General features: G+C 41.3%; 9 protein-coding genes. 8 read left to right on the top strand and 1 reads right to left on the bottom strand.

Going from position 1 to position 13,142, the window contains the following annotated elements:
- Positions 1-597, top strand: a complete 597-nt coding sequence (locus DXB77_RS07340) for an HD domain-containing protein (RefSeq protein WP_021944044.1) — start codon at positions 1-3, stop codon at positions 595-597.
- Positions 594-2,720, top strand: a complete 2,127-nt coding sequence (locus DXB77_RS07335; RefSeq protein ID WP_118662919.1) for an aminopeptidase — start codon at positions 594-596, stop codon at positions 2,718-2,720. Before DXB77_RS07340 ends, DXB77_RS07335 begins: the two co-directional genes overlap by 4 nt.
- Before the next feature lie 134 nt (positions 2,721-2,854).
- Here DXB77_RS07335 and DXB77_RS07330 read toward each other — a convergent pair whose 3' ends face one another.
- A complete protein-coding gene (locus tag DXB77_RS07330; RefSeq protein WP_117808364.1) occupies positions 2,855-5,155 on the bottom strand; it encodes a GGDEF domain-containing protein in 2,301 nt (766 codons plus the stop codon).
- 284 nt (positions 5,156-5,439) lie between these two features.
- Between DXB77_RS07330 and purM the strand changes: the two genes are divergently transcribed.
- The 6 genes from purM (at position 5,440) to radA (ending at position 12,866) form a co-directional block, all read left to right on the top strand.
- On the top strand, positions 5,440-6,465 hold the full coding sequence (gene purM, locus DXB77_RS07325; RefSeq protein WP_021944047.1) for a phosphoribosylformylglycinamidine cyclo-ligase: 1,026 nt from the start codon (positions 5,440-5,442) through the stop codon (positions 6,463-6,465).
- The gene (purN, locus tag DXB77_RS07320) at positions 6,459-7,085 is read left to right on the top strand and encodes a phosphoribosylglycinamide formyltransferase (RefSeq protein ID WP_021944048.1); all 627 of its coding nucleotides are present in this window, start codon (positions 6,459-6,461) and stop codon (positions 7,083-7,085) included. Before purM ends, purN begins: the two co-directional genes overlap by 7 nt.
- A 14-nt stretch (positions 7,086-7,099) precedes the next feature.
- Positions 7,100-8,371, top strand: coding sequence for a phosphoribosylamine--glycine ligase (purD, locus tag DXB77_RS07315; protein WP_118662918.1), 1,272 nt, complete (start codon positions 7,100-7,102; stop codon positions 8,369-8,371).
- A gap of 135 nt (positions 8,372-8,506) precedes the next feature.
- Positions 8,507-10,960: an ATP-dependent Clp protease ATP-binding subunit gene (locus DXB77_RS07310; RefSeq protein WP_118662917.1), complete on the top strand. Its 2,454-nt coding sequence runs from the start codon at positions 8,507-8,509 to the stop codon at positions 10,958-10,960.
- Positions 10,961-11,088: 128 nt separating this feature from the next.
- On the top strand, positions 11,089-11,505 hold the full coding sequence (locus DXB77_RS07305) for a hypothetical protein (protein WP_021944051.1): 417 nt from the start codon (positions 11,089-11,091) through the stop codon (positions 11,503-11,505).
- An 8-nt stretch (positions 11,506-11,513) separates the two neighbouring features.
- Positions 11,514-12,866, top strand: coding sequence for a DNA repair protein RadA (radA, locus tag DXB77_RS07300; protein WP_008403062.1), 1,353 nt, complete (start codon positions 11,514-11,516; stop codon positions 12,864-12,866).
- Positions 12,867-13,142 lie beyond the last annotated feature (276 nt).

Genomic DNA, 13,142 nt, shown 5'->3' with positions numbered 1-13,142 from the left:
GTGGATGAGAGACTGAAAAAACAACTGGATTTTATACTGGAGGTTGACAAGAGCAAATTTGTAGTCAGACAGACGTATCTGACAGATGGAATCAGAAAAGAAGATGATGCAGAACATTCCTGGCATATTGCACTTATGGCAATCTTACTGGCGGAATATTCAAATGAACCGGTTGACGTATTAAGAGTGGTTTCCATGCTGCTGGTTCATGATCTGATCGAGATAGATGCAGGTGATACATATGCATATGATAAAAATGCAAATGCAACAAAAAGAGAACGGGAATTAAAGGCTGCTGACCGGATATTTAATATCCTGCCGGAAGATCAGGCGAAGAAGCTTCGTGGACTCTGGGATGAATTTGAGGAGTATCAGACGCCGGAAGCCAAATTTGCACATGTAATGGATAATCTGGCGCCGGTTATGTTAAGTGATGCCGTTGGAGGAAAAAGCTGGAAAGAGCATGGCGTTTTCGAGAACCAGGTGTATGGTAGAAACAAGCGGACACCAGAGGGATCAGAGACGTTATATCAGGTGATTGATGAGGTGTTCCGGAAGAACATTCAACTTGGAAACATAAAGGGAGACAATAAATGACATATTATAAGGATATAACAGCAGAATATGAAGATATCGAAGATCGTTACGAACTGATGGTTGAGCGGATCCGTTCGATCACAAAAGAAGAAACAGTGGACATGCGGTATCGGGATTATTTTGTAAGAACTGGAGAATTTTTACTGCAGTTAGATAAAGTGATCGAAAAGGTAAAAAGTGGGATGCCCATTTCGGAGAGCTGTACAGCGGGCGAATTACAGCAGATAAATGCAGCACTTTATCAGGATGTTATGCCTGAAAATTACGAAACGAGTTATTGCAACTATGAATACACCAGACAGATGTTTGGTGAGAAAATAGCAGAGAACGAGATTGAAGACATAGACAAGCGGGAATATTTATTTGCTGACTATCTGACATTTCTTTGTTATGAATTCCATGGACTGATCGCGGCAGCATTTGAAGGAAGAGTTGTAGACCTTACTGTATGGTTTGAATTGTTTGTGGAGGTATATGGGATCTTTGAGGATTTTCCATCTGTTAAAGCAGTAAAAGATGCCATTTATTATTTTGAACATGATTATGCGGAGTTCTTCATGGATTATCGTGTGCGTGAGAAGATGGATCCGATTCTTTCCTTTGCGACAGATATTGTCATGAAATGTGAAGACGGAGATAACAGCTATTTATATGAATATGGAGAATACATCGGAAAGAATGAATTGGAAACGGAAGCGTTTCTTCGCAGGATGTCATCAGAAAAAGTGGCGTCGATTGCCCGGACTTATACAGAAGGATTTCGACAGGGCTTTGTAGCGGCCGGAATTGATATGTCAAAAAAGAAGCATGTAAATATCCGGTATTCGATTGGTATGGAGCGCATCGTAAAAGCTGCGATCCTCCAGTTCCGTGATATGGGATTGGAACCGTTATGTTTCCGTTATGATACGAACCGCATCAACCGGACCAGAATGAACCGGATCGGCTATGTAGGTACTCCGGTAAATAAGCAGATGGATTACGACCATCAGATGGACCAGGCGTTATTTCTTGATCGCAAGCTGATGGAACGGAAATTAGAGATAATGCGTGGCACTTATGAGAAATACAGATATGAGGCGTCCGTATATGCAGGACCGGCGTGTATCGAGATATTTGGTGAGACACCGTTTGAACCGGTGAGCAAGCCGGGACAGCTTACGCTTAGCAAGAAGCAGCAGGAGCTTGGTGTGGAATATACCAATGAACTGTCACAGATTGTGAACGAATATATACCGGGAGATGAGTACAGCTTTACGATCATCGCATATCCAATGCCTGAGATCGGAGATGATTATGAAGATATATTTGAACAGATCATCCGGATCAACAATCTGGAAAGTAATGTATACCGTCCGATTCACCAGATGATCATCAATGAGTTGGATCAGGCAGAATGGGTACATGTGATCGGACAGAATGGTAATCAGACTGATATGAAGGTAATGCTGCATGTGTTAGAGCACCCGGAGATAGAGACAAATTTTGAGAATTGTCTGGCGGATGTGAATATTCCTCTTGGCGAGGTTTTTACATCGCCGAGGCTTACCGGAACGCATGGAGTTTTAAATGTGAGTGAGGTCTATCTGAATGATCTGAAATATGTTGATCTCAAGCTGACCTTTGAAGATGGAAAGATCAAAACTTACACCTGTAAGAACTTTGACAGAGAAGAAGATAATGTAAAATTTGTAAAGGATAATCTTTTGGGCGGACGGGATACACTGCCGATCGGAGAGTTTGCGATCGGAACGAATACGACCGCATATGTACTTGCAAATAAATATAACATGGTATATAAATTGCCGATACTGATCGTAGAGAAGATGGGACCGCATTTTGCAGTCGGTGATACCTGCTATAGCTGGAGCGAAGAAAATATCCTTCATAATCCGGACGGCAAGGAAATCGTTGCAAAGGATAATGAGTGCTCGATCCTTCGAAAGACGGATATCAGCAAGGCATATTTTAACTGCCATACCGATATTACGATACCATATGATGAGATCGGAGGCATTTATTCGGTTCATGCAGATGGAACGAGAGTTGCCATTATCGAAAATGGCAGATTTGTTCTTTCGGGAACCGAGATGTTAAATGAGCCGTTTAAAGAGGCGGAATAAAAAATAAACCATATAAATGAGAGTAGATTCATCATCCTGAACATGGGAGAGAAGCTGTCATTTATATGGTTTATTTTATTTCATAGCGTTTAGCTGTGCTTTTATAAAGAAGTTAGTATTCGTATCGTATTTTATTATTTTAAAACAGACATTCGCTTATATCGTTTATTTGAATACAGTGCGCTGTCTGCCTGGCTTAACAGATCCTCAATCTTGATATTCGGATCGCAGGAAAATTCCGATACACCGACACTCATTTCGATATAATATGGTTTGCCACAGGTTTCATTTAATTCATTGGACAATTCCTGAATCCTTGCCTGTACAGTCTTAGGAAAATCAAGATCATCAATGAAAGCAAAACATACAAACTCATCACCGCCGATTCGACCGACAATGTCACTCGCCCGGAAACTTGTCATCAGGATATTTGCAATATTCTTTAAAGCAAAATCTCCATCGTTGTGTCCGAATTTATCGTTTACGATCTTTAAGCTGTCCATGTCTGCAAACAGTAGCATTGCCTTACGTCCATGATTGGCAGGTTTATTGATCAGGTATTCCACTTTTTCCATTAATCCACGTCTGTTATTGACGCCGGTCAGTTCATCGGAGGTAGACAGGTGATTTAACAGCTCATTTTTTTCATGGATCTCACTTAAGGACATTACTAATTGTTCTTTTGTCTGGATCTGTTCTTTTAAAAGTGATAAATATTTAAAAGAAGCCCCAAGATGAAGAGAAGTTGTATAAATGTGTCCAAAGTGATCTACATCTGTATTGCATACAAACAGACCATGATGTTGTTCATTTGTAAAAATAGGAACAATAACAGCGGTAAATCTATCTTCAAAACCGGTATATTCATTGTCAAAGATATCGGTAGATGCAATACGACGTGTTTCACCTGATAAAACAGCTGTATGTTTTGGATTGTAAAAAGCTTGAAGATACAAAGTATCCGGCGTTTTCCAGCTTCCGTCCGGTTGAATGGCGACGGGTTCATCATACGCATATAAATAAGATGCTGCAAATCCAAGGTCTTTTAATTTAGCAAGCATAGATGAAAAGGTTTTTGCTGTATCGGTTCCATATGTAAGAGTATCTCTTGTAATATAGATTGAAGACCATGATCCCGTTTTGCTGTCATGTTCCTGTTGGTACAAAGAAGTTGACAAAAACTGTGCGATAGCACTTGTAATATGAGAATTTAGCCGATAGTATTCAGACCGTTTATCCGGATCGTTGATTAATGCTATGATGACACCGGAAAAACAACGGAATGAAAATGCAATATTGGTTACTGAAAAGAAACTTGTGACAGGAGATGACAATAATGTCATCAGTTTGTCTACGATCAGATTCTTTGGATATGGTTTAGCCTTTGGTAAAATGGCAATTTCTATTATATCCTTCCAGATGCTATTGATCTGATCAAGAACAATCGTACCAAAAAAGCTGTTTTTAATATTGCCTAAAATAGAATCGTCACAGTATTCCAGAATATCTGATACAGTAGAGAAACTGTCAATCGGCATATGTTCGGTATTTTCATGCAGACTGCACCCACATGATAATCGTTTTACAAAGTGGGAATCCAAGACAGAAGAACAGAATTCGCCTGCTTTAATATCCTGAATGATCTTGCCAACGGCACGATAGCCCAATGCAGGGGTGTTCGCGTTTACGGTTGTAAGGGGTGGAACCATAGTTACGGAACCGGGAGAGTTGTCAAAACCGATTACACTGATATCAGCTCCGATTCGGATGTTACGGCTTTTCAATTCCTGATAGCCACCGATAGCCATCTGATCGTTAGAGAAAATAATAGCATCCGCATCTGGGTTATCATCAAGCAGTTTACCGACAATCTCACGACTGTATTCAGAATAATCACCGTATACGATCATATCTTCAGTGACCGGAATGTTGTGAGCTTTCATTGTAGTTCGGTATACATTCAAACGTTCCAGAGCATCTTCATTTGTCTTTCTTCCGGCAACAAAACAGATATGCTTTCGGTTGTGATGAATAATCAGATGTTCGATGGCATCTCGAAGACCGGCAGTACTGTCGGTCTGTAAACAAGGATAACCTGAAACCTTAGATTCCAGAGTAAGGATTGGAATATCTTTAAAAGTATCCAAAAATGCTTCAATACTTTTTTGTGATATAAAAGATGCGATCGTACCAACGGACACGATCAGGGCATCCAGATTTTCTTTTTTAGCATAATAAAAAACAGAGTTGTACTGATAATCATAAATTTCGTTTTCAGGATCGTTAAATGAAGCATTTAAAAACATGCCCGGAAAGACGATAAGATTCACGTCCAGCTCTTTCGCTGCGTATTCAGCTCCTTTACATATTTCATTTGCATATTCATTGTCGAGATGACATATGAATAATCCGATGTTTAATCTATTATTTGTCATACAACTACCTCTTGTTAACGAAAAAAACAGTTACTCTGCATATAACATTATACTACCATAAATGGGAATCATTATCAAATTATATTTGATATTTATATAGTATTTTTCAAAAAAAGAAAACACGCCTTGCTGATAAACAAAATTGTGCCGAACAGAGCCCTGTTTTGGACTGCTATATTTGTGAGAATGGCTTCTTTACAAACAGAAATTAATCCCGTATAATTTATAAGAATCAATTGGCATGAAAATGCACTTTATAATGGATAAAACAGGAGGATTTTACAATGGATTACAAGAATGCCGGCGTTGATATTGAGGCAGGATATAAGTCAGTAGAACTTATGAAGAAGCACATCAAGACAACCATGAGACCAGAGGTATTAGGTGGTATCGGAGGTTTTGCTGGTGCGTTCAGTCTTGCAAAGATCAAAGAGATGAAAGAGCCTGTATTACTGTCTGGAACAGATGGATGCGGTACAAAAGTACAGCTTGCATATATCATGGATAAGCACGATACGATCGGAATCGATGCTGTGGCTATGTGTGTGAATGATATTGCATGTTCTGGTGGAGAACCTCTTTTCTTCCTGGATTATATAGCATGTGGTAAGAATTATCCGGAAAAGATCGCTACGATCGTAAGTGGTGTTGCAGAAGGCTGTAACCAGTCCGGTGCAGCTTTAGTTGGCGGCGAGACAGCAGAGCATCCGGGGCTTATGCCGGAGAATGAGTATGACCTTGCAGGATTTGCTGTTGGTGTCGTAGAGAAGGATGAACTTATCACAGGAGAGAATATCAAAGCCGGAGATACATTGATCGGTATCGCTTCAAGCGGTGTACACAGCAATGGTTTCTCACTGGTTCGTAAAGTATTTGAGATGACAAAGGAATCTCTGGATACATATTATGATGAACTTGGAACAACACTTGGCGAAGCACTTCTTGCTCCGACAAGAATTTATGTAAAAGCATTAAAGGCAGTAAAGGATGCCGGTGTAATGATTAAGGGTTGCAGCCACATCACAGGCGGTGGCTTCTATGAGAACATTCCAAGAATGCTTCCGGACGGAGCTCGTGCGCAGGTGAAGAAGGACTCATATGAAGTGCCTGCTATATTCAAGCTCCTTGCAAAGAAGGGCGATATAGATGAGCATATGATGTACAATACGTATAACATGGGAGTTGGTATGTGCCTTGCAATAGATCCTACAGATGCAGATAAGACAATAGCAGCTATAGAGAGTGCAGGAGACAAGGCATTTGTTCTCGGTACAGTAGTAGCCGGTGAAAAGGGAGTAGATTTATGCTAAGAATAGCAGTTCTGGTTTCCGGTGGCGGTACGAACTTACAGGCGATCATTGATGCAATCGCAGCAGGAAAGATCACAGACACCGAGATCGCAGCAGTTATCAGTAATAATAGAAATGCCTATGCACTGGAACGTGCAAAACAGGCAGGTATAAAAGATATCGTAGTATCACCAAAGGATTTTGAAACAAGAGATGTATTTAATGAGAACTTGTTGAAGATTTTACAGGAAGTGAATCCGGATCTGATCGTACTTGCGGGATACCTTGTAGTTATTCCGGAGATTGTGATTGATGCATTTGAGAACCGGATTATCAATATCCATCCTTCTCTGATTCCTGCTTTTTGTGGTACAGGTTATTATGGACTCAAGGTTCATGAGGCAGCGTTAAAAAGAGGTGTAAAAGTAGTAGGTGCTACAGTACATTTTGTAGATAAAGGAACCGATACCGGTCCGATCATTATGCAGAAAGCGGTTGCGGTACAAAACGGAGATACTCCGAAGGTGCTTCAGCAGAGAGTCATGGAGCAGGCAGAGTGGAATATTCTACCTGCTGCTATTGATAAGATTGCACATGGAAAGGTTCGGATCGAAGACGGCATAACAGTTGTAGAAGACTGACAGGAGGAAAACAAATGAAGATTTTAGTTGTAGGTGGCGGCGGAAGAGAACATGCTATTATTACAAGTATTGCAAAGAGCAGTAAAGTAACAAAAATCTATTGTGCACCGGGAAATGCAGGTATTGCAGAATTGGCAGAATGTGTGGATATCGGTGTTATGGAATTTGATAAACTGGTTGATTTCGCAAAGAAGGAAGCAGTTGATCTTGCAGTTGTAGCTCCGGATGACCCGTTGGTTGCCGGCGCAGTTGATGCATTTGAAGCAGCGGGCATCCGTGCATTCGGTCCTCGAGCAAATGCAGCGATCATCGAAGGTTCAAAGGCATTTTCCAAGGATCTTATGAAAAAATACAATATACCTACAGCCGCATATGAGAATTTTACAGATGCAGAATCAGCACTTGCATATCTTGAAACGGCAAGCTTCCCGATCGTATTAAAGGCAGATGGACTGGCACTTGGTAAAGGTGTTCTGATCTGTAAGGATCTGGAAGAAGCAAAAGCCGGTGTAAAAGAGATCATGCTGGATAAGCATTTTGGAAATGCGGGAAATACTATGGTTATCGAGGAATTCATGACAGGACGTGAGGTGTCTGTTCTTGCATTCTGTGATGGTACAACGATCAAACCTATGACCTCCGCACAGGATCATAAGCGTGCACAGGACGGTGATCAAGGATTGAATACCGGTGGAATGGGAACATTTTCACCAAGCCCATTCTATACAGATGAGATTGCAGATTACTGCATGGAGAATATATACAAGCCTACAATGGCAGCCATGAAGGCAGAGAAAAGAGAATTCAAAGGCGTGTTATTCTGCGGACTTATGATCACGCCACAGGGCGTAAAGGTACTGGAATATAATGCAAGATTTGGAGATCCGGAGGCGCAGGTTGTTCTTCCTAGAATGAAGAATGATATCATTGATGTATTTGAGGCTTGTATTGACGGAACACTGGATCAAGTAGAACTTGAATTTGAAGACAACGCTGCTGTATGTGTAGTACTTGCATCTGACGGTTATCCGGTTTCCTATAAGAAAGGCTATCCGATCTCAGGCCTTGAGACGTTCAAAGACAAGGAAGGATACTATGTATTCCATGCCGGAACCAAGTTTGAAAACGGCAAGGTTGTAACAAATGGCGGTCGTGTACTTGGAGTAACAGCTACAGGAAAGGATCTTCATGAAGCCCGTGCAAATGCATACAAGGCAACCGAGTGGATCACATTTGAGAATAAATATATGCGTCATGATATCGGTAAAGCGATTGATGAGTGTTAATTATTATTGAAAGATATACGAAAGAAAAAAGTCTCTGGGGAACATACTAATATATGGGAGCCGGGGACTTTTGTATCATAACAGAAGATAGTAGGCAGAAAATGTCATATACTATGAAAAAAGAGGTGACATAATTTGAAACTTCCGAACAGTGAAAAATTACAGGAAATATTAAAAGAAGCCAAACGGATATCCAAGAAGCTGGGGCAGAACTATATAGGAAGTGAACATCTGTTGATGGCACTTACCTTTGTCAGTGATACGGCACCGTTTGTTGTTTTACAGGAAAATGGAGTAACGATACAGTCGATCATTAATATCTTAAGCCAGATACCATTAGCCGGAGGAACCTTTGGCGCAGAGAAAAGCAAATATACAAAATCCGCAGAGTCGATCCTGGAGCTTGCGGGAAATGAAGCAAAACGTCTGGAAAGTACAGAGGTAGGAAGCGAGCATCTTCTGATTGCCATTTTGAAGCATCTGGATTGTACGGCGGTAAAAATCATACTGTCATTAAAGGCAAATATACAGAAAATATATGTAGACATCATGTCTGCATGTGGGGTGGATGGCAGTACGGCAAAGAAAGAATTTGTAAGTCTGAAAAAGGGAAAGAATAAATCCAAGGCATCGGCAACACCGACGTTGGATCAGTTCTCCAGAGATATGACGATGGATGCCCGTATGGGAAATCTAGATCCGGTTATAGGCAGAGAGAAAGAGATAGAGCGTGTGCTTCAGATTTTAAGCAGACGTATGAAGAACAACCCATGTATGGTTGGAGAACCGGGTGTAGGTAAGACTGCGGTAGCAGAGGGGATTGCTTACCTGATCGCTGCAGGAGATGTGCCGGATACAGTACGGGATAAGCGACTGTTGTCGCTAGATTTATCCAGTATGGTAGCGGGTTCCAAGTACCGTGGAGAATTTGAGGAACGGATCAAGAAGGTGATCGCAGAGGTAAAAAATGCCGGAAACGTCATTCTGTTTGTGGATGAGCTTCATACGATCATCGGAGCCGGTGGAGCAGAGGGAGCAATCGATGCATCTAATATCTTAAAACCATCCTTATCGCGCGGAGAGATCCAGATGATCGGAGCGACGACACGTGCAGAATACAGAAAATATATAGAAAAGGATGCAGCGTTGGAGCGAAGATTTCAGCCGGTCTATGTGGAAGAGCCGACCAATGAAGAAACAGTAGAGATCTTAAAGGGACTTCGCTCTGCATACGAGGAACATCATCATGTAGAGATCAGTGATCAGGCACTGGAAGCAGCGGTATCATTATCGGTTCGATATATCAGTGACCGTTTCCTGCCGGATAAAGCCATTGATCTGATGGATGAAGCATGTTCCAGAAAACGTCTGGGATTTGGAAAGAAAGCAAAGAAGACTCTGCCATTGGAGCTTGAGATACAGGCGTTTTCCGATGATATTGAGAACCTTTTAGAGGCTGGAGATATCGATGAAGCGGCAGAACTGTTAAAGAAACAGAGAAAGCTGGAAACAAAGCTCGATAAAATGAAGCAGAATAAAAATGCGAAAAGTGTTGTAGTAGATGCAGAGGATATTGCGGATGTTGTATCTGTATGGACGAAGATTCCGGTAAATAAACTGACCGAACAGGAATCCAAACGTCTGGAACGTCTGGAAGAGGAGCTGCATAAGAGAGTTGTCGGTCAGAATGAAGCAGTTGATGCGGTAGCAAAGGCGATTAAGAGAAGTCGTGTAGGCTTAAAAGATCCAAAACGTCCGGTTGGTTCGTTCTTATTCCTTGGGCCTACCGGCGTAGGTAAGACTGAATTGTCGAAGGCTCTTGCAGAAGCGGTATTCGGCAGCGAGGACGCGCTGATCCGTGTCGATATGTCGGAGTATATGGAGAAACACAGTGTGTCGAAGCTGATCGGGTCACCTCCGGGCTATGTTGGCTTTGAGGAAGGTGGACAGCTTAGTGAGAAGGTTCGTTCCAATCCGTACTCTGTTATATTGTTTGATGAGATAGAAAAGGCACACAGTGATGTGTTTAATATATTATTGCAGGTACTGGATGATGGACATATTACAGATTCTCAGGGCAGAAAAGTAGATTTTAAGAACACGATCATTATCATGACATCGAATACTGGCGCACAGAGGATCATTGATCCGAAGAAGCTTGGATTTGTTACTGCGTCAAATGCAGATACAGAGCACGAAGATATGAAGAAGAATGTTATGGATGAGGTAAAACAGAACTTCAAGCCGGAGTTCTTGAACCGTATTGACGACATTATCGTATTCCGAGCACTGACAGAGGATGATGTAAGAAATATTTCAAATCTTCTATTAAAAGAATTAAAGCAGCGTGTTGCATCGCAGATGGAGATTCAGTTGAAGTTTGGAGATGCAGTTAAGAAACTGATCTTTGAGAAAGGCTACGATAAGAAATACGGAGCAAGACCGTTGAAACGTGCGATTCAGACGAATATAGAAGATGTGCTTGCAGAAGCAGTCTTAAAAGGTGAGATTAAACGGGGAGATACCGTTCAGGTGACTGTGCGCAACGATAAGGTGAAGTTTGTAGTAAAAAATGAACCTGAAAAGTAGTTGCTTCCAATTCTATAAAATAATTGTGAACTGATTATATTTGGTGTGGCAAAAGCCGGAGCATTATTGTATAATCAGATTATAAAAGTGCCGGGTAAGGCATGAGTATAATGTACAGGAGGATAAAAATGTCAGTAATCAACGATTTAATTAACATAGAGTCCGATTCACTGGATTTCGGAAATTATGAATTAGCAACAAAGACAAAGAAAGATGGTATTGAATATAAAGGTGATATCTATAAGATCAAGACTTTCAATGAGATCACCAAGCTTGAGAAGAATGGTATGTTTGTATATGAATCAGTACCGGGTACAGCAGTACATGGCTTCCGTTCATCAGAAGAAGATGTATCATTTATAGTAGAAGGAACAGAGACCTCATCTATTACACTGGAGCTGGAACCGGAAACAGATTACAAGATTCATATTGATGATATATATGTAGGAAAGAATAAAACAAATCTCGGTGGCAAGTTAAGCATCAGTGTAGATCTTGAACCGGGCAGAGAAGTAAAGGTAGACGTCAGAAAAGCATTTGACTAGGAGTTTATATGGCAAAAGAAAAACAGATCTTTTTTTGCCGGGAATGTGGATTTGAGTCAGCAAAATGGATGGGACAGTGTCCGGGATGCAGATCCTGGAATACGTTCTGTGAAGAAAAAGTAACGGTAGGCGCCAGAAAACAGTCCGGAGGACGGACTGCTGTGGTGCCTACAAGTATTTTAGAAGTAAAAACGGCTGATGAGACAAGATTTTCCACAGGACTGGAAGAATTGAACAGAGTACTTGGAGGAGGAATCGTAAACGGTTCTCTTGTTTTGGTAGGGGGAGATCCCGGTATCGGTAAGTCGACAATCCTGCTTCAGATGTGCAGAAATCTATCAGCGGACGGTCATAAGATCCTCTATGTTTCAGGCGAGGAATCTTTGTCACAGATCAAGATGCGCGCGGAACGAATTGGTACATTTCAGAAGGATATGCTACTTTTGTGCGTAAATAATCTGGAAGATGTAGAAGAATATGTTAAGAAGGACAGACCGAAGGTTATTGTTATCGACTCGATCCAGACAATAGTAGTAGAAGATATTGCTTCGGCACCGGGAAGTGTATCTCAGGTAAAAGAAGTAACAGCACGTTTGATGCAGATGGCAAAACAGATGGATATAGCGATCTTTATCGTTGGACATGTTACGAAGGAAGGAACGGTAGCAGGCCCGAGAAATCTGGAACATATGGTAGATACGGTGTTGTATTTTGAAGGCGATCGTAATGCAGGCTTCCGTATTCTTCGTGCGGTAAAGAACCGATTTGGATCAACGAATGAGATCGGTGTATTTGAAATGCTTGAAACCGGCTTATCAGAGGTGAATAATCCATCGAAGGTTATGCTGGCAGGCAGACCGCTTCAGACATCCGGTTCGGTTGTGGTATGTTCTTTAGAAGGAACCAGACCGATCCTGTTGGAGATCCAGGCACTGGTCTGCCAGACCAGCTTTAATCTACCGAGACGTACAACAGTTGGTTTGGACTATAATCGTGTGAACCTTCTTCTTGCGGTACTTGAAAAGAGAGCGGGGATGGTGTTATCAGGAAGTGATGCATATGTCAATATAGCCGGTGGTATGCGGCTTGATGATCCGGCAGCAGATCTTGGAATTGTATTTGCACTTGTTTCCAGTTTTCGTAATCGTCCATTGGATGAGAGTATGGTCGTATTCGGTGAAGTAGGACTTTCAGGAGAAGTTCGTGGCGTATCCGCAGCAGAGCAGCGTGTAAGAGAAGCTGTGAAAATGGGTTTCCGGACATGTATTATGCCAAAGACAAATGCAGAGCATCTTAAGAGTATAGAGGGCATAAAAGTAGTAGGAGTATCGAATATCAGTCAGGCGTTAGAGTATATATAAGATTGTATTTATTTTAATACAATTTTTGTCAAAAAAAGTGTTGACATCTGACGTCTGATTTAGTATTATATCAACTGTTCGCGGTACGAAACACCGAACGAACAAAGATCACAACTTACATATTTCATGATGATTCTCATCTGGAAAGCATGCAGAACGTCAAAAAAGAAATTAAAAAAGTTGTTGACAAAGAACACTGAATGTGATAACATATAATAGTTGTCGCTGATGAGTTCGACAACAAAGAACCTTGAAAAATTAACAACATGACAACCC

This window comes from Clostridium sp. OM05-9, from assembly GCF_003481465.1.
Lineage (GTDB): Bacteria > Bacillota > Clostridia > Lachnospirales > Lachnospiraceae > Coprococcus > Coprococcus ammoniilyticus.
The sequence above is the reverse complement of the archived record's forward strand: the minus strand, read 5'-3'. Positions and strand labels throughout refer to the sequence as shown.

Excerpts from the sequence above, each read along its gene's own strand:
- DXB77_RS07330 (WP_117808364.1), bottom strand. The coding sequence starts at position 5,155 with ATGACAAATAATAGATTAAACATCGGATTATTCATATGTCATCTCGAC.
- purM (WP_021944047.1), top strand. The coding sequence starts at position 5,440 with ATGGATTACAAGAATGCCGGCGTTGATATTGAGGCAGGATATAAGTCA.
- radA (WP_008403062.1), top strand. The coding sequence starts at position 11,514 with ATGGCAAAAGAAAAACAGATCTTTTTTTGCCGGGAATGTGGATTTGAG.
- DXB77_RS07305 (WP_021944051.1), top strand. The coding sequence starts at position 11,089 with ATGTCAGTAATCAACGATTTAATTAACATAGAGTCCGATTCACTGGAT.
- purN (WP_021944048.1), top strand. The coding sequence starts at position 6,459 with ATGCTAAGAATAGCAGTTCTGGTTTCCGGTGGCGGTACGAACTTACAG.
- DXB77_RS07335 (WP_118662919.1), top strand. The coding sequence starts at position 594 with ATGACATATTATAAGGATATAACAGCAGAATATGAAGATATCGAAGAT.
- purD (WP_118662918.1), top strand. The coding sequence starts at position 7,100 with ATGAAGATTTTAGTTGTAGGTGGCGGCGGAAGAGAACATGCTATTATT.